Source organism: Thioalkalivibrio sp. ALJ2 (genome assembly GCF_000378325.1).
Classification (GTDB): Bacteria; Pseudomonadota; Gammaproteobacteria; order Ectothiorhodospirales; family Ectothiorhodospiraceae; genus Thioalkalivibrio.
Genome location: NZ_KB899554.1, coordinates 585,509 through 601,454, shown reverse-complemented (window position 1 = coordinate 601,454; position 15,946 = coordinate 585,509). Strand labels below are relative to the sequence as shown.

Below are 15,946 nucleotides of genomic sequence, written 5' to 3'. Positions count from 1 at the left end.
GGGATACAAGCAAGCCCGTCAGACTACGGTTGAACGAAGGACACGCGGATGTCGAAGGATCAACAAGCGCTGGAGCTGCAGGCTGCCGGGGTCGCGGGCCCCGGTGAGCCCTGGTGGGAGACCTTTTTCCCGGACGACCTCCCGACCGACTGGCAGCTGGAGTACTACACCCACTATCACAGCCGTCTGTTGCTGCCCGCCACTGCCTGGGCGGCACCGGATGAAGGCCCGTTCGGGCCCTGGGCCGAGGCGGTCCCCGCCAAGCTGCAGCTGACACTGGAGTGGCCCGGGGGTCTTCCGCCGGAGGCGGGTGCGGCCGCCCTGGCCCGAATCGAGAACGACCTGGGTGAGACGCTGCAGGGTGTGGCCCTCGGTGTCATGGGTGCCGAGGATGCCGCCGCCGTGGAGGCGGCACTCGAGGCCGGCCACGTGAAAACCGCCGTGCTGACCGGACCTGCCGAGGCACACACACTGCCGGGCACCCGCGAGGCCCTGTGGTATCCGGGCCGAGACGGCGCTGGCCTGTGGCAGATCGAACCGGAGGCGGACCTGGACCCGATGGGGTGGCGCGCCCTGGTGGAGGCCCTGACCGCGGCCGGCGGCCAGGCTCCAACACCCGTGTTCCTGAGAGCGAGACCGGATCGACTTTCCGAGTTTCGCACCATCGCCCAGTTGCTGGGGGTGGGATGAACTACCCCCAAACCGGTTTGACCGGGCATCGGTCCCGCGCCAGACTCCCGAGTCCCATAGGCCGTACGGCAAGAGGTGCCCGTGGCTGAGCCGGTCGCCGAAGACAGTCCGCATATCGTCATCGAGAACCTGCGCTTCCGGCGCGGGCGCAAGGTGATCTTCGAGGACCTGTCCATGCGCATCCCGCGCGGGCAGGTGACCACGGTCATGGGCCCGAGTGGCAGCGGCAAGACGACCCTGCTGCGCCTGATCGGCGGCCAGCTGCGCCCGGACGAAGGCCGCATCTGGGTCGACGGCCAGGAGGTCGCACGACTCTCGACCCGACGCCTGTACGCCCTGCGCAAACGCATGGGCATGCTGTTCCAGAGCGGGGCCCTGTTGACCGATCTCTCGGTGTTCGAGAATGTCGCCTTCCCGCTGCGCGAGCACACCGACCTCCCCGAGGACGTGCTGCGCACCCTGGTGCTGCTCAAGCTCGAGGCGGTGGGTCTGCGTTCCGCGCGCGACCTGGACCCTGCCTCGCTGTCCGGCGGCATGGCGCGGCGCGTGGCGCTGGCGCGCGCGATCGCGCTGGACCCGGACCTGATCATGTACGACGAACCCTTTACCGGCCTGGACCCGATCACCATGGGCCAGATCGTGACCCTGATCAGGCGCACCAACCAGAGCCTGGGGCTGACCAGCGTACTGGTCTCGCACGACGTTACCGAGGCCATGACCATCTCCGATCACGTGGTGCTGATTGCCGATGGCCGGGCAGTGGATGCCGGGGCACCCGACGACCTGCGTGCCCGCGCCTCCGACTGGAGCGCACAGTTCCTCGAGGGCCGCCCCGATGGCCCGGTTCCGTTTCATTATCCCGGCGACAGCTACCGCGAGGATCTGCTCGGGGTACGGGAGCGGCGCGATGATTGACGGAATTGCCTCGCTGGGTCGCAGCTCGCTGAATGCCCTGGTGGTCTTCGGCCGCGCGTTCCTCTTTCTGCTCCAGGTGCTCGCCAGCCTCGATATCGTGATCCGGCGGTTCGGGCTGACAGTGGTGCAGATCTATTCGGTGGGCGTGCGCTCGCTGCTGATCATCATCGTCTCCGGACTGTTCGTCGGCATGGTGCTGGGCTACCAGGGATACATCACCCTGGTGAACTTCGGTGCCGCAGAGGCCCTGGGCGGCGTGGTCGCCCTGTCGCTGGTGCGCGAACTGGGCCCGGTGGTGACCGCACTGCTATTCGCCGGTCGCGCGGGCTCGGCACTGACGGCCGAGCTGGGCCTGATGAAGACCACCGAGCAGCTCTCGGCGATGGAGATGATGGCGGTGAACCCCTATCGCCGCATCTTCGCCCCGCGCTTCGTGGCCGGATTCCTCTCCATGCCGCTGCTGGCCGCGATCTTCAGCGCAGTGGGCGTGATGGGCGGTTACATCGTCGGCGTGGGCATGCTGGGCGTGGACAGCGGCGCGTACTTCTCGCAGATGCAGTCGGTGACCGACTGGAACGAGGATGTGCTCTCCGGCGTGATCAAGAGCATTGTGTTCGGCTTCGTGGTGACCTGGATCGCGGTATTCCAGGGCTTCAACGCGATGCCGACCTCCGAGGGCATCTCGCGCGCGACGACCCAGACGGTGGTGGTCTCCTCGCTGGCGGTGCTGGGCCTCGATTTCATCCTGACCGGGCTGATGTTCGGCACGGGCTGACCAACCAGTGTTTTCCTAGGCAGGTGGCAACAATGAAGGTACGTTTCTTCGAACTGGCGGTCGGCGTGTTTGTGCTGCTGGGTGTGGCGGCACTGTTCTACCTGGCGATTCAGGTGAGCAACGTGACCGACTACCACGACCGGGACACCTACACGGTGACGGCCTACTTCGACAACATCGGCGGGCTCAAGACGCGCGCGCCGGTCACGGTCTCGGGCGTGCGCATCGGGCGCGTCGCGGATATTCGCTATGATCCGGAGCAGTTCCGCGCCGAGGTCACGCTGGCGATCCGCGCCGAGCATGACTACCTGCCCATGGACACGCAGGCCGCGATCCATACCGCGGGACTCCTGGGCGAGCAGTACATCGCCCTGGAGCCTGGCGGCGACTACGACACCTTGCAGGACGGTGATGAGGTGATGTTCACCCAATCCGCACTGGTCCTGGAGAACCTGATTGGCCGTTTCATGACCAATATGGGTAGCGACTAAACCCGAACCGGGGACGACACGATGAAGACATTGCGATTTCTGGCGCTGCCGGCGCCGCTCTGGCTGCTCCTGCTGCTGGCCCTCCCGGGTGCCGCGCAGGCGGAGAACCCCACCGAGATCATCAAACAGTCCATCGAAGAGGTCTACGAGAAACTTCGGTCGAACGAGGACCGTGCCCAGGAAGATCCGGATTTCGTGATCGGCGTGATCGAAGACAAGATCCTGCCCGGCGTGGATGTCGAAGGCATGTCCCGGCTGGTGCTGGCGCGACACTGGCGCGACGCCTCCAGCGAACAGCGCGAACGCTTTACCAAGGCCTTCAAGAACACCCTGCTGCAAGCCTACGGCGTGCAGCTGGCGGACCACCTGGACAAGGATATCCGCGTAATCGAGCGCCGCTCGCGCCAGGATGACCGCATGGCCGTCGTTGCAACCGAGATCGTCATGGGCTCGGGGCAATCGAACTTGCAGGTCAACTACCGCCTGCGGCCGGTAAACGGGGAGTGGAAAGTGTTCGACGTCGAGGCCGAAGGCCTCAGCTTTGTCGGCAACTTCCGCAACCGCTTCAACGAGGAAATCAACCGCAATGGCCTCGACGCGCTGATCGAACGCCTCGAGGACGGCGACCGCGAGCTCGTCGATGACGCGATGGAAGGCATCGCCGACGAGGTCGACAACGGCGATGGCTGACGCCCGCCTGCACGCAACACCGGAGGGGCTCGCCCTCTCCGGCACGCTGACGCTGGCCACGGTTCCGGGCCTCGAGTCCCGCATTCGCGCCCTGCTCCCCGGGCTGCCCGCTCGCGCGCGGGTGGATCTCGGCGAGGTTACCCGCATCGACTCGGCGGGCGTGGCGCTGCTGGTCACCCTCTGGCGCCGTGTGCACGAACAGGGTGGCGAACTGGGTTTCCACTCCATCCCGCAGGGCCTGGCACCCCTCGTTGAACTCTACGATCTGCAATCGGTGATCGCCGACTCGGTTCCCGCGGCGCAGACCAACGCGGCCTGACGCCCGCCCCGCGACCGGAAACGCGCGCGCAGCGGGCAGATTCGTTATCATGGCGTGTTTCGCACGGGCCATGCTGGACCCTGCGACCGACCCGGGCTTTCCATGGACAAGCTGATCATCACCGGAGGCCGCCGCCTGGAGGGGCAGGTCTGGATCTCCGGGGCCAAGAACGCGGTGCTCCCGATCCTGTCCGCCACCTTGCTGGCGGACGGGCCGATGACCATTGGCAACGTCCCGCACCTGCAGGACGTAACGACCACCATGGAACTGCTCGGCCGCATGGGCGTAAGCCTGACGGTCAACGAGCGCATGCGCATCGAGGTCGATCCGACCACCCTGACCCAGTGCGTGGCCCCGTATGACCTGGTCAAGACCATGCGCGCCTCCATCCTGGTGCTGGGGCCCCTCCTCGCCCGCTTCGGCGAGGCCGAGGTCTCGCTGCCGGGTGGCTGCGCGATCGGTTCGCGCCCGGTCAACCTGCACCTGCGGGGGCTGGAGGCGCTGGGTGCGGAGATCGACGTCGAGGGGGGCTACATCCACGCCCGCGCCAAGCGCCTGAAGGGTGCTCGCGTCGTGTTCGATCAGGTCACGGTCACCGGCACCGAGAACCTGCTGATGGCCGCCACCCTGGCCGAGGGCGAGACGCTGATCGAGAACGCCGCGCGCGAGCCGGAAGTGGTCGACCTGGCGGACTGCCTGACGGCGATGGGTGCGAAGATCCAGGGCGCCGGGACCGACACCATCCGCGTGCAGGGTGTCGAAAACCTGCAGGCCTGCGAATACGACGTAATGCCGGACCGCATCGAGACCGGCACCTTCCTGGTCGCGGCGGCGGTGACCCGCGGGCGCGTACGCTGCCGCAATACCCGCCCGGAGCTACTGGATGCGGTGCTGGCCAAGCTGGTCGAGGCCGGGGCGCGCATCGAGACCGGCCCGGACTGGATCGAACTGGACATGGAAGGACGTCGCCCGAAGGCGGTCAATCTGCGGACCGCGCCCTTCCCGGCCTTTCCAACCGACATGCAGGCCCAAATGATGGTGCTGAACACCGTCGCCGAGGGCACCGGGTCGGTCGTGGAGACGGTCTTCGAGAACCGCTTCATGCATGCGCTGGAACTGCAGCGCATGGGCGCGGACATCACCATCGAGGGCAATACGGCGATCGTCAAGGGCGTCGAGCGACTGGTGGGCGCGCCGGTGATGGCGACCGACCTGCGCGCCTCGGCCAGCCTGATCATCGCCGGCCTGGTGGCCGAGGGCGAAACCGCGGTCGATCGCATCTACCACATCGACCGCGGCTACGAATGCATTGAGGAAAAACTGAGCCAGATCGGCGCGGGCATCCGCCGCGAGCCGGCCTGACTCGAAACAGACGGACTGACATTCGACATGATGGATCCCAACGCCCTGACCATCGCCCTGTCCAAGGGACGCATCCTCAAGGACACCCTGCCGCTGCTGGCCAGCGCCGGGATCGAACTCCTGGAGGACCCGGACAAGACGCGCAAGCTGATCCTCGACACCAACCGCGAGGACGTGAAGATCGTGGTGGTGCGGGCAACCGACGTCCCCACCTATGTGCAGCATGGCGCGGCAGCAATCGGTGTGGCCGGCAAGGACGTACTGATGGAGCACGGCGCGGCTGGACTCTATGAACCGCTGGATCTGCGCATCGCCGCATGCCGGCTGATGCTGGCCGGACGCCCGGGCCAGCAGCCGGACCCGCAGCAGCGCCTGCGCATCGCCACCAAGTTCGTGAACATCACGCAGAACTACTTCGCCCAGCAGGGCCGCCAGGTCGAGATCATCAAGCTCTACGGCTCGATGGAACTGGCGCCGCTGGTCGATCTGGCCGACTACATCGTGGACCTGGTCGACACCGGCAACACGCTCAAGGCCAACGGCCTGGAGCCGCTGGAACTGATTACCCCCATCAGTTCCCGGTTGATCGTGAACCAGGCAGCCATGAAGATGAGACATAGAACCATTCAAAATCTGATCGAGGGCCTGCGCGACGCCGTCACGCCCGCGACGACGTAACGAGAGCATCATGACCGCCGATACCGACGACCTGAGAATCCGCGATATCCAGGAGGTGTCCGCCCCGGACACCCTGCGCGACGAACTGCCCATCACTGACGCGGCCTCCGAGACCGTGTTCGCGGCACGCCAGGCCTGCCACCGCATCCTGCACGGCGAGGACGACCGCATGCAGGTGATCGTCGGGCCCTGCTCGATTCACGACGTGGACGCCGCGCTGGAGTACGCCGACCGCCTGAAGGGCCTGCGCGAGGACCTGTCCGATGCCCTGCACATCGTGATGCGGGTGTACTTCGAGAAGCCGCGCACCACGGTCGGCTGGAAGGGCCTGATCAACGACCCGGACCTGGACGGCAGCTTCCACATCAACAAGGGTCTGCGCGTCGCGCGCGGGCTGCTGCGTGATCTGGCGATCAAAGGCATGCCGGCCGCCACCGAATACCTCGACCTGATCAGCCCGCAGTACATCGCGGACCTGGTCGCCTGGGGGGCCATCGGCGCGCGCACCACCGAGAGCCAGGTGCACCGCGAGCTGGCCTCCGGCCTGTCCTGCCCGGTGGGCTTCAAGAACTCCACCGATGGCAGCCTGCGGGTCGCGATCGACGCGATCCGCTCCGCCTCGCGACCGCACCACTTCCTGTCGGTGACCAAGGCCGGGCGCTCGGCGATCTTCTCCACCACCGGCAACGACGACTGCCACATCATCCTGCGCGGCGGCAAGCAACCGAACTACGATGCCGAGAGCATCGAACAGGCCTGCAAGGAGCTGCGCATGGCCGAACTGCCTGAGCTGGTAATGGTCGACTGCAGCCATGCCAACAGCCGCAAGGACCCGAAGCGTCAGGTGGACGTGGCCCGCTCGCTGGCCGAACAGATCGCTGGCGGGGATCGCCGCATCATGGGCGCGATGCTGGAGAGCCATCTGGTCGGTGGCCGCCAGGACATCCTGCCCGGCAAGTCGCTGACCTACGGCCAGAGCATCACCGATGCCTGCATGGGCTGGGACGAGACCGAGACCAGTCTGAAACTGCTGGCGGACGCCGTGCGCGCGCGCCGCAAGACCGCCGTACCGGCCTAGGGAAAACGTCCAGAGGATCCCGACCATGCCCTCCATTGCCCGACTCGATACCCAGCAGCCCGACTTCGATCAGGCCCTGGAGCACCTGCTGTCCTGGGAGTCCGTCGCCGACACCGGCGTACGCGATGCGGTGGACGAGATCCTCGCCGCGGTACGCACCGAGGGCGACGCGGCCGTGCTGCGCTACACCGCCAAGTTCGATCGCCTCGATCGCAGCGCGGTCGCCGACCTGGAGATCCCACGGGAGCGCCTGCAGGCCGCGCTGGAATCGATCCCGGCGGAGCAGCGCCAGGCGCTGGAGACCGCCACCGCGCGTATCCGCCAGTACGCCGAACACCAGAAGATGCAGGACTGGGACTTCACCGATGCCGACGGCACGGTGCTCGGCCAGCGCGTGACCGCGCTCGACTCGGTCGGCCTGTACGTCCCCGGCGGCAAGGCCGCCTACCCGTCCTCCGTACTGATGAACGCCGTGCCGGCCAAGGTCGCGGGCGTGGAACTGCTGGTAATGGTCGTGCCCGCCCCGGGCGGCGAACTGAACGATCTGGTGCTGGCCGCGGCCGCCGTGGCCGGGGTGGACCGCGTGTTCACCGTGGGCGGCGCCCAGGCCGTGGCGGCCCTGGCCTATGGCACCGATACCATCCCGGCGGTAGACAAGATCGTCGGCCCCGGCAACATCTTTGTCGCTGCGGCCAAGCGCGAGGTGTTCGGGACGGTCGGCATCGACATGATCGCCGGCCCCTCGGAGATCCTGGTGGTCTGCGACGGAGAGACGGACCCGGACTGGATCGCGGCCGACCTGTTCTCGCAGGCCGAGCATGACGAGCAGGCCCAGTCCATCCTGCTGTCCTGGGACGATGCCTTCCTCGATCGCGTGGCCAAGGCCATGGATCGCCTGCTGGCGGAGATGCCGCGTGCCGAGATCATCCGCACCAGCCTCGAAAAGCGCGGTGCGCTGGTGAAGGTGCGCGACTCCGCCGAGGCCGTTGCCGTCGCCAACCGCATCGCGCCGGAACACCTGGAGCTGTCGGTGGCCGACCCGCAGGCGATGCTGGACGCCGGCCTGCGCCACGCCGGCGCGATCTTCATGGGCCGCTACACCTCCGAGGCCCTGGGCGACTACTGCGCCGGGCCCAACCACGTGCTGCCGACCTCGCGCACCGCGCGCTTCTCCTCGCCGCTGGGGGTGTACGACTTCCAGAAGCGCTCGAGCATCATCCACTGCTCGGCCGAGGGCGCGGCGAAGCTCGGCAAGACCGCCGCCGCCCTCGCGCACGGCGAGGGACTCACCGCCCACGCCCGCTCCGCCGAACTGCGCGGCGGGCAATGAGCCTGCCGCACGAAAGCCGCAGCCCGGATGCCCTGATGCGTCCGGAGGTTCTGGCGCAGTCGGCCTATCAGGTGGCCGACGCGACCGGCCTGATCAAGCTGGACGCGATGGAAAACCCGCATCCCTGGCCCGGCGGGCTGGAAGACGCCTGGCTGGAGGCCCTGCGCGACCCGCAGCTAAACCGTTATCCGGACGCCGGGGCGCGCGAGCTGGAGAAAAAGGTGCGCGCCGCCCACGCCGTGCCCAAGGCGGCCGGGCTGCTGTTCGGCAACGGGTCCGACGAACTGATCCAGATCCTGATCATGGCGGTCGCCGCCTCCGGCCGCCCGATCCTGGCGCCGGAGCCGACCTTCGTGATGTACGGCGTGCTGGCCCTCGCAATGGGCGTACCGTTCGTCGGCGTCCCGCTGAACCGCGATTTCACCCTGGACCTCGCCGCGATGCACGCCGCCCTGGCCGAACACGACCCGGCGGTCGTGTTCCTGGCCTACCCGAACAACCCGACCGGGACCCTGGACGACCCGGCCGCCGTGCAGGCGATCATCGAGGCCAACCCCGGCGTCACGGTGGTCGACGAGGCCTATGCCCCGTTCGCCGCCCACAGCTTCCTGCCGGAGGTCGGCCAGCACGACGGGCTGATGGTGATGCGCACGGTCTCGAAGCTGGGGCTGGCCGGCGCGCGGCTGGGCTATCTGGCCGCCTCCGCGGGCTGGATCGATGCGCTGGACCGGCTGCGCCTGCCGTACAACATCAACACCCTGACCCAGCGCTCGGTCGCCTTCGCCCTGGATCACCGCGAGGCGCTGGATGACCAGGCACGCGGCATCATCGAGGAACGCGGCCGGCTGTCCGATGCACTCGCGGCGATCGACGGCGTCGAACACGTGTTCCCGAGTCAGGCGAACTTCATCCTCTTTCGAGTGCGCGAGGGGCAGGGGCACGCGAGCTTCGCGGCCCTGCGCGACGCCGGCATCCTGATCAAAGATGTTGGCCGCGCGCATCCGCTACTGGCGGACTGCCTGCGCGTCACCGTCGGCCGCTCCGACGAGAACGACGCATTTCTCGCGGCCCTGCGCAACGCCCTCGCCGGCTGAACCCTGATTTCCGAGGCTGGGCCTAGTTCACCCTCGGTGTTTACGGTGGCTTGGTCCGGCCGCCTGCCAAGCGCTGTCTCGCCAGCGCGCCGCGCCCGTTTTAGATCAACAACTGGCTTCTTTGCTCGTGCAAAGAAGTACCCAAGAAACACGCCCGACTGCCGCGACCCCGGCCCGCTGTGCGGGCCGGGCTTTCCCTCGCTCCGAGGCTTTTCGCGGGCGGCGCTGAAACTCGCTGCGCCTTCGGCTTCGCTCAGACAGTCAGCGCCCCCGTTTCTATTTTGAATCGTCCCGCGAAAACCCTCTCCACTCGGCGCGACGACAACGGGGGTGAAGGTCCAAACAACGGCTGCCCCAGCGACGTAGCACATGGATGGAGGCTGGGTCTGCCGACATCTTCGGCACGCTCGGCCTTCGGCCTTGGCGTGCCGCGCCCGCCAGCGGGCGCCAGACCCCATCGTAGGATGTGATGAGCGCAGCGAATCGCATCAGGGTTGCCCCGACCGTCGGAACGGTGCGTTTCGCTGCGCTCAACCGCACCCTACGGCGTTGGAGTTGGCTGCAGGCGTAGGGACAGCTTGTGTTTTGACCTTCATCCCCCCGTATGAAGCCCCTTACGGAAGGGTTCTCGGGACGGACGATTCAAAATAAAAACGGGGGCGCTGGCGAGACAGCGCAGGCAGGCGGCGGACCGAAGCCACCGTAAACACCCGAGATCGAACTAGACACAGCCTCGTAAAGGCATGGCGGCAGGAGAGGGGCTAGGCGTCCTCGCCGAAGCGGTTGGCGACGAGTTCGGTGAGGGCGTCGAGGGCCTCTTCGGCGTCCTCGCCGTCGGTGGTGATGGTAACCTCGGAGCCCTGCGCCGCTGCCAGCATCATCACCCCCATGATGCTCTTGCCGTTGACCTCCTGGGCGTTCCGGGAGACGGTCACATCGGACGCGTACTGGCTGGCCAGGCTCACGAACTTGGCCGCCGCACGCGCATGCATCCCCAGACGATTAACGATGGGGACTTCGCGCTGCGGCATCCGAACACTCCTGGTCACAAAGAAGGATGCCATCGTGCCCGCCAGACAGGGCCTTGTTGACCAGCTCCGTCAGCGGCAGATGGCGGTAGTTCAGCACACGGATCAGCATCGGCAGGTTGATCCCGGCAATGACGCGAGCGTTCGCGCCCCGGGCCACGCGGCTGGCCACATTGGATGGGGTGGAGCCAAACATGTCGGTCAGGATCAGCACGCCGGAGCCGGAATCCAGCTCGCCCAGGCGCGCCCTCGCGCGCGCCAGCACCTCGTCGGGGTCGTCATTCTGCGACATCGCCATGGACTCGCAATCCTCGGGCAGGTCGCCCAGCATGCTCTGGGCCGTCTGCAGCAGGGTGTCGCCGAGGTTTTGATGCGTGATCAGGATCAGACCAACGCCCATGGACTCACTCCGATTCGAGGGGCAGGGATAGCTCGCGGTGACGGGTGCTAACAGTAACATGTTCACGCCCCCGCCAGGCAGCCGCCAGCCGCTCCACAAGATAAACCGAGCGGTGACGGCCGCCGGTGCACCCGATCGAAACGGTCACATAGCTGCGGTGATCCTGCCGGATCCGCGGGACCCACTGTTCGAGAAAGCCCTGGATCCCGTCATACATCTCCTCGACCTCGCCATGGCGCGCAAGAAACTCGCAAACAGCCGCATCGCGGCCAGTCAATGGCGCCAGATCGCGCTCGTAGTGCGGGTTGGGCAGGCAGCGCACGTCGAACACGAAGTCGGAGTCCAGCGGGGCCCCATGCTTGAACCCGAATGACTGAAAAAGCAGGGACAGGCGCTCCTCGCCCAGCAGCCCGACGCGGTCGCGCAGGGTGCGCGCGAGATCGTGCATCGACAGACGGGAGGTGTCCACGGTCAGATCCGCCTCGGCCGCAACATGGCCGAGCCAGTCACGTTCGCGCTCGATCGCGTCCACCAGTGGCACGCCGTCGCGCGCCAGTGGGTGTCGGCGCCGCGTCAGGTGATAGCGGCGCAGCAGGACCTCGCTGGAGGCCTGCAGAAACATCACCTCGACCTGCATCCCCTTGCCCCGGAGCTCGCGCAGGAGGTCGGCAAAGCCCTCGAGGGCCGTCAGCCCGCTGCGGACATCCACCCCGACCGCCAGATGCCGGTCTTCGTCCGCGTCGTAATCGCCACTGCGGACCTGTTCGATCAGCCCGGGCAGCAGCGGCAGCGGCAGGTTGTCGACACAGAAATAGCCGGCGTCCTCCAGCGTATGCAGGGCGACCGTCTTGCCGGAACCCGACAGACCACTGACCAGCAGGAGTCGCATTCAGCCCTCCGGGTCCGGGTTGGGGACGGTGGTTGCAGGGATCGCGCGGTGGTACGGCGGCTCCTCGGGCTCGCCGCTCATCTGCCGGCGCTGACGTGCGCGCAGGTCGTCGCCGGCGACATAGCCCTGCATGTGCAACATGTGGTTGCGTACCGCCGCCTCGATCATCACCGCGATGTTGCGCCCCGGCGCGACCGGCAGGCTGATCAGCGGGATACGCAGCCCGAGGATGCCGATCTCCCCGCGGCGGCCATTCAGGCGGTCATCCGGCACCGGCGAGGGCTCGCCGTGGTCGCGCAGGTCGATAATCAGCCGCAGATACTTGCCGCCCTTGATCGCCGAATCCCCGTACATGGCGCGGACGTTCAACACCCCCAGCCCGCGCACCTCGAGCAGGTCCTGCAACAGGGCCGGGCAGTGTCCGCGCACGATATCCGGGGCGATGCGGGCAAACTCCGGTGCGTCGTCGGCGATCAGCCGGTGCCCGCGCGAGATCAGCTCGAGCGCCACCTCGCTCTTGCCCACGCTGGAGGCCCCGCTGATCAGCACGCCAATGCCGAGGATCTCCATGAACACGCCATGGCGCACCTCGAAATGGGCCAGCCGCTGCTGCAGGAAATAGCGCAGCAGGGAGATAATCTCGTGGCTGCTGGTCGAGGAGCACAAGATCAGCGGCAGCTGCTCATCGGGGACGTCCGGCATCTCCGAGAACGGGCAGGTGTCCTCGGCGAAGATCACCGCGGTCGTCCCGGTGCGGGCCATCTCCAGGATCAGTTGCTCGCGCTGATCATCGCTCAGCCGCGCGATATAGCGCGCCTCGAAATCGCCGATCACCTGGATACGGTTAGGCCGGATCAGGTTGAGGTGCCCGGCGAGGGGCAGGTCGTCGCCGTCACCGCCGACCAGGTTGCGATCCGGTGCGACCTGCTCGCCGTGTACGTAGCGCAGATCCAGGCGATTGCCCATCGCCTGGATCAGGACCTCTACGGTGATGTCGCGCGCGATGCCGCCCTCTCCCAGTGCCTCGTTCATGCACGAATCTCCGGCAGTGCTGGCACGGGGCGTCGTAAGAGAGAAAGTACTGCCGGGAGAGCCATGTTCAGGCGTCGCCGAAGGCCCGGGTCAGTTCGCGTTCCAGGGCGTCCGCGTCGCCGGCACGGCGCAGCGAGGCGATATTGTCGGGCTGCGAGAGACCGCGAGCCAGCTGCGCCAGCAGGTCCAGGTGCGCGCTGGTCGCCGCCTCGGGCACCAGCAGTGCGATCAGGATGTCCACGGGTTCGTGGTCCATGGCGTCGAAGTCGACCCCCTGGTCCAGCCGCAGGACCGCGACCCGGGGGACATCGAGCTCGGCCAGACGCCCATGCGGGATGGCCACGCCATGCCCCAGACCGGTGGAGCCAAGCTTCTCGCGGGCAGACAGGGCCTCGAAGATGGCCCCGCTGGCCGGGCCGGCGGACTCCTCGCCGCCGACGGCCAGCAACTCGGCCAGGGTCTCGAGCGCCCGTTTCTGGCTGGAACACTCGGGCTCCAGCCGGATACGGGCGCGGGTGATCAGCTCGGCAATGGTCATTGCGTTAAAGGGCCTGTTCGCGGTTGCGCTGGGCACCCTCGGCGCGGTGATGGTCCTTGACCTTTTCCTTGTGCTTGATCAGCTGACGATCCACCTTGTCGATCAGGCCATCAATCGCCGCATACATATCCTCGTGACTGGCTTCGGCGTGGATGTGATTGCCGCTGACCTGGAGATTGGCCTCCGCCTTGTTGTTCAGGTTCTGGTTTTTCTCGTGGGTCAGCACCACATGCACGTCGATCACTTTGTCGAAGTGGCGTTCCAGCTTCGCGAACTTTTCGTTCACGTAGTCGCGCAGGGCGTCGGTGATATCGACGTGATGGCCGGTCAGGTTGATCTGCATGGTCAGGCTCCTTTTTGCTTGGTTCCACTGGGCATACTCGCCATCTGCCGGCGTTCGCTGGAAGACGGTATGTGCATAGCCTCGCGGTACTTGGCCACGGTGCGTCGGGCCACATTAATGCCCCGATCCGACAGGATCTGGGCCAGTTTTGCATCACTCAGTGGCTTGTTCGGGGTCTCGCCACCAATCAATTCCCGAATCATGGCACGGATCGCGGTCGCCGAGCATTCGCCGCCATCGGCTGTGCCAACATGACTGGAAAAGAAGTACTTGAACTCGAATACCCCACGCGGGGTGTGCATGTATTTCTGTGTAGTCACCCTCGAGATGGTCGATTCGTGCATCTCCAGGGTCTCGGCGATATCGCGCAGGATCAGCGGTTGCATGGCAACCTCACCATGCTCGAGAAACCCCTGCTGGCGCACGACGATGGCCTGGGCGACCCGCAGCAGGGTGTCGTTCCGGCTGTGCAGGCTCTTCAGGAACCAGCGCGCCTCCTGCAACTGATCGCGCATAAACGCGCTATCACGCGCATCGGAGACCTGCCGCACCATGCCCGCATAGAGATCGTTGATGCGAATGCGCGGCGCAATCTCCGGGTTCAAGTCCACGCGCCAGCCATCGCGGTCATGGCGGACATAGACATCCGGCACCACATATTCCGAAGTGGACTCGCTGATCTGGGCACCGGGCCGCGGATTCAGGGTGCGGATCAGGTCCAGCGCCCGCGCCAGCTCGTCCGGGTCGCGCACGCCGGACTGGCGCTGCAGGGCTCGGTAGTCCCGCTTGGCCAGGCTCTCCATGCCGTTTTCCAGGATGGCTCGAGCCGCGTCACGCGCCGGGGCATCCGGCGCCAAATGGCGCAGCTGGATCTCCAGGCACTCGCGCAGGTCCCGCGCACCGACGCCCAGCGGGTCGCACTGCTGAATCCAGTGCAGCACCGCCTCGACCTCGTCGACCCCCACGGGCTCGTCTTCGCCCTGGCTGATCATCTCCGCCAGCGCCTCGAGTTCACTGTCCAGATAGCCGTCCGGGCTGATCGCGTCGATCAGCGCCGCCCCGATCCGTTGGTCTCGTGGGGTCAGGTGGCTCAGATGCAGCTGCCAGAGCAGGTGGTCCTGCAGGCCCTCGTCCTCGCCGTCGGAGGTATTCTCCAGCGGGTCGCGGTCGTCCAGGCCGCGTGGGCTCGGGGCGGGCTCGTAGATGTCGTCCCAGCGACTGTCGGTGCTCAACTCCTCGGGGATCACGTCATCGCCAGCCGTGTCGGCCTGCATGCGATCCCCGTCGACCCGTTCGCCCCCTTCCTCCGGGCGCTCGGGCGGGGCCTCCTCGCCCTCGTCCTCCACCTGCTCGAGCATGGGGTTGCTTTCCAGCGCCTGCTGGATCTCCGCCTGCAACTCCAGCGTGGAAAGCTGCAGCAGACGGATCGCCTGTTGCAGCTGCGGGGTCATCGTCAGCGTCTGCCCCAGCTGCAGATTAAGCCCGGGCTTCAGCATCGCGGTTTGAGGTCCATGGTGACCATCAAGATCATCTTAAGGAAACACTGATCAATGTTCACAGTCGAAAGTTTTCTCCGAGATACACGCGGCGCACCTGGGGGTCGTCCAGCAGCTCCTGCGGGGTCCCGGCGCTCAGGATGCGGCCCTCACTAAGAATATAGGCCCTGTCGCAGATTCCGAGGGTCTCGCGCACGTTGTGGTCGGAAATCAGCACACCGATCCCGCGCCGGGCCAGATGCCCAATCACGGCCTGGATATCACCCACGGAAATCGGATCCACGCCGGCAAACGGTTCGTCCAGGCAGATAAAGCGCGGGTCACCGGCCAGTGCCCGCGCGATCTCGGCGCGGCGACGCTCGCCCCCGGACAGGGCAATCCCAGGGCTGTGGCGCACGGTCTCCAGCTGGAACTCCTCGATCAGGGCATCGCCGATGCGGCGTCGCTCGTGGCGGTCGAGCTCCGAGCGCAGCTCCAGCACCGCCTGCAGGTTGTCCCAAACACTCAGCCGACGGAAGATCGAGGCCTCCTGCGGCAGGTAGCCCAGCCCGGCTCGGGCCCGCGAATGAATCGGGGCCCGGGTGATGTCCCGGTCACCCAGCGTGATGCGGCCACGATTGGGCCGGATCAGGCCGACCAGGCTGTAGAAACAGGTGGTCTTGCCTGCGCCGTTCGGTCCCAGCAGGCCCACGACCTCCCCTGGTGCCAGATCGACGTCGACACGATCCAGCACCGTACGCTTGCCATAGCGCTTGGTCAGCTCGCGGCCGGTCAGATAGCCGGCCATCGGCGCAGATT

At 66.7% G+C, this 15,946-nt stretch carries 19 protein-coding genes; 11 read left to right on the top strand and 8 right to left on the bottom strand.

Features of this window, described 5'->3' with window-relative positions:
- Positions 1-48: 48 nt before the first annotated feature.
- From F468_RS0102820 to hisC, 11 genes are all read left to right on the top strand, one after another.
- Positions 49-690, top strand: a complete 642-nt coding sequence (locus tag F468_RS0102820) for a hypothetical protein (RefSeq protein WP_018994592.1) — start codon at positions 49-51, stop codon at positions 688-690.
- 81 nt (positions 691-771) lie between these two features.
- Complete coding sequence (locus F468_RS0102815; RefSeq protein ID WP_018137786.1) at positions 772-1,605, top strand: ABC transporter ATP-binding protein; 834 nt, start codon at positions 772-774, stop codon at positions 1,603-1,605.
- On the top strand, positions 1,598-2,380 hold the full coding sequence (gene mlaE, locus F468_RS0102810; RefSeq protein WP_018137785.1) for a lipid asymmetry maintenance ABC transporter permease subunit MlaE: 783 nt from the start codon (positions 1,598-1,600) through the stop codon (positions 2,378-2,380). Before F468_RS0102815 ends, mlaE begins: the two co-directional genes overlap by 8 nt.
- A gap of 32 nt (positions 2,381-2,412) precedes the next feature.
- Entirely contained in the window at positions 2,413-2,871 is a 459-nt protein-coding gene (gene mlaD / locus F468_RS0102805) for an outer membrane lipid asymmetry maintenance protein MlaD (protein WP_018137784.1), read from the top strand.
- Between the two features lie 21 nt (positions 2,872-2,892).
- On the top strand, positions 2,893-3,561 hold the full coding sequence (locus F468_RS0102800; RefSeq protein WP_018137783.1) for a phospholipid-binding protein MlaC: 669 nt from the start codon (positions 2,893-2,895) through the stop codon (positions 3,559-3,561).
- Positions 3,554-3,880: a lipid asymmetry maintenance protein MlaB gene (locus F468_RS0102795; RefSeq protein WP_018137782.1), complete on the top strand. Its 327-nt coding sequence runs from the start codon at positions 3,554-3,556 to the stop codon at positions 3,878-3,880. Before F468_RS0102800 ends, F468_RS0102795 begins: the two co-directional genes overlap by 8 nt.
- A 102-nt stretch (positions 3,881-3,982) precedes the next feature.
- Entirely contained in the window at positions 3,983-5,242 is a 1,260-nt protein-coding gene (gene murA, locus F468_RS0102790) for a UDP-N-acetylglucosamine 1-carboxyvinyltransferase (protein ID WP_018137781.1), read from the top strand.
- Between the two features lie 27 nt (positions 5,243-5,269).
- Positions 5,270-5,920, top strand: coding sequence for an ATP phosphoribosyltransferase (gene hisG, locus F468_RS0102785; RefSeq protein WP_018994591.1), 651 nt, complete (start codon positions 5,270-5,272; stop codon positions 5,918-5,920).
- Positions 5,921-5,930: 10 nt separating this feature from the next.
- A complete protein-coding gene (locus tag F468_RS0102780) occupies positions 5,931-6,998 on the top strand; it encodes a 3-deoxy-7-phosphoheptulonate synthase (RefSeq protein ID WP_018994590.1) in 1,068 nt (355 codons plus the stop codon).
- 25 nt (positions 6,999-7,023) lie between these two features.
- On the top strand, positions 7,024-8,328 hold the full coding sequence (hisD, locus tag F468_RS0102775; protein ID WP_018137779.1) for a histidinol dehydrogenase: 1,305 nt from the start codon (positions 7,024-7,026) through the stop codon (positions 8,326-8,328).
- Entirely contained in the window at positions 8,325-9,422 is a 1,098-nt protein-coding gene (gene hisC / locus F468_RS0102770; protein ID WP_018994589.1) for a histidinol-phosphate transaminase, read from the top strand. The genes hisD and hisC overlap by 4 nt, the downstream gene beginning before the upstream one ends.
- Before the next feature lie 761 nt (positions 9,423-10,183).
- Here hisC and F468_RS0102765 read toward each other — a convergent pair.
- The 8 genes from F468_RS0102765 to lptB all read right to left on the bottom strand — a co-directional run bounded on the left by F468_RS0102765 (position 10,184) and on the right by lptB (position 15,935).
- Positions 10,184-10,453: an HPr family phosphocarrier protein gene (locus tag F468_RS0102765; RefSeq protein WP_012981789.1), complete on the bottom strand. Its 270-nt coding sequence runs from the start codon at positions 10,451-10,453 to the stop codon at positions 10,184-10,186.
- Positions 10,425-10,850: a PTS sugar transporter subunit IIA gene (locus F468_RS0102760; RefSeq protein WP_018137777.1), complete on the bottom strand. Its 426-nt coding sequence runs from the start codon at positions 10,848-10,850 to the stop codon at positions 10,425-10,427. The genes F468_RS0102765 and F468_RS0102760 overlap by 29 nt, the downstream gene beginning before the upstream one ends.
- A 4-nt stretch (positions 10,851-10,854) precedes the next feature.
- Entirely contained in the window at positions 10,855-11,739 is an 885-nt protein-coding gene (gene rapZ, locus F468_RS0102755; RefSeq protein WP_018137776.1) for an RNase adapter RapZ, read from the bottom strand.
- Entirely contained in the window at positions 11,740-12,771 is a 1,032-nt protein-coding gene (hprK, locus tag F468_RS0102750) for an HPr(Ser) kinase/phosphatase (protein WP_018137775.1), read from the bottom strand.
- 67 nt (positions 12,772-12,838) lie between these two features.
- The gene (locus F468_RS0102745; RefSeq protein ID WP_018175360.1) at positions 12,839-13,309 is read right to left on the bottom strand and encodes a PTS sugar transporter subunit IIA; all 471 of its coding nucleotides are present in this window, start codon (positions 13,307-13,309) and stop codon (positions 12,839-12,841) included.
- A 4-nt stretch (positions 13,310-13,313) separates the two neighbouring features.
- The gene (hpf, locus tag F468_RS0102740) at positions 13,314-13,652 is read right to left on the bottom strand and encodes a ribosome hibernation-promoting factor, HPF/YfiA family (protein WP_012981784.1); all 339 of its coding nucleotides are present in this window, start codon (positions 13,650-13,652) and stop codon (positions 13,314-13,316) included.
- Between the two features lie 2 nt (positions 13,653-13,654).
- On the bottom strand, positions 13,655-15,148 hold the full coding sequence (locus F468_RS0102735; protein ID WP_012981783.1) for an RNA polymerase factor sigma-54: 1,494 nt from the start codon (positions 15,146-15,148) through the stop codon (positions 13,655-13,657).
- A gap of 58 nt (positions 15,149-15,206) precedes the next feature.
- The gene (lptB, locus tag F468_RS0102730) at positions 15,207-15,935 is read right to left on the bottom strand and encodes an LPS export ABC transporter ATP-binding protein (RefSeq protein ID WP_155997842.1); all 729 of its coding nucleotides are present in this window, start codon (positions 15,933-15,935) and stop codon (positions 15,207-15,209) included.
- Positions 15,936-15,946: the final 11 nt, after the last annotated feature.

Excerpts from the sequence above, each read along its gene's own strand:
- F468_RS0102820 (WP_018994592.1), top strand. The coding sequence starts at position 49 with ATGTCGAAGGATCAACAAGCGCTGGAGCTGCAGGCTGCCGGGGTCGCG.
- mlaE (WP_018137785.1), top strand. The coding sequence starts at position 1,598 with ATGATTGACGGAATTGCCTCGCTGGGTCGCAGCTCGCTGAATGCCCTG.
- mlaD (WP_018137784.1), top strand. The coding sequence starts at position 2,413 with ATGAAGGTACGTTTCTTCGAACTGGCGGTCGGCGTGTTTGTGCTGCTG.
- F468_RS0102800 (WP_018137783.1), top strand. The coding sequence starts at position 2,893 with ATGAAGACATTGCGATTTCTGGCGCTGCCGGCGCCGCTCTGGCTGCTC.
- F468_RS0102795 (WP_018137782.1), top strand. The coding sequence starts at position 3,554 with ATGGCTGACGCCCGCCTGCACGCAACACCGGAGGGGCTCGCCCTCTCC.
- murA (WP_018137781.1), top strand. The coding sequence starts at position 3,983 with ATGGACAAGCTGATCATCACCGGAGGCCGCCGCCTGGAGGGGCAGGTC.
- hisG (WP_018994591.1), top strand. The coding sequence starts at position 5,270 with ATGATGGATCCCAACGCCCTGACCATCGCCCTGTCCAAGGGACGCATC.
- F468_RS0102780 (WP_018994590.1), top strand. The coding sequence starts at position 5,931 with ATGACCGCCGATACCGACGACCTGAGAATCCGCGATATCCAGGAGGTG.
- hisD (WP_018137779.1), top strand. The coding sequence starts at position 7,024 with ATGCCCTCCATTGCCCGACTCGATACCCAGCAGCCCGACTTCGATCAG.
- hisC (WP_018994589.1), top strand. The coding sequence starts at position 8,325 with ATGAGCCTGCCGCACGAAAGCCGCAGCCCGGATGCCCTGATGCGTCCG.
- F468_RS0102765 (WP_012981789.1), bottom strand. The coding sequence starts at position 10,453 with ATGCCGCAGCGCGAAGTCCCCATCGTTAATCGTCTGGGGATGCATGCG.
- F468_RS0102760 (WP_018137777.1), bottom strand. The coding sequence starts at position 10,850 with ATGGGCGTTGGTCTGATCCTGATCACGCATCAAAACCTCGGCGACACC.
- rapZ (WP_018137776.1), bottom strand. The coding sequence starts at position 11,739 with ATGCGACTCCTGCTGGTCAGTGGTCTGTCGGGTTCCGGCAAGACGGTC.
- hprK (WP_018137775.1), bottom strand. The coding sequence starts at position 12,771 with ATGAACGAGGCACTGGGAGAGGGCGGCATCGCGCGCGACATCACCGTA.
- F468_RS0102745 (WP_018175360.1), bottom strand. The coding sequence starts at position 13,309 with ATGACCATTGCCGAGCTGATCACCCGCGCCCGTATCCGGCTGGAGCCC.
- hpf (WP_012981784.1), bottom strand. The coding sequence starts at position 13,652 with ATGCAGATCAACCTGACCGGCCATCACGTCGATATCACCGACGCCCTG.
- F468_RS0102735 (WP_012981783.1), bottom strand. The coding sequence starts at position 15,148 with ATGCTGAAGCCCGGGCTTAATCTGCAGCTGGGGCAGACGCTGACGATG.
- lptB (WP_155997842.1), bottom strand. The coding sequence starts at position 15,935 with ATGGCCGGCTATCTGACCGGCCGCGAGCTGACCAAGCGCTATGGCAAG.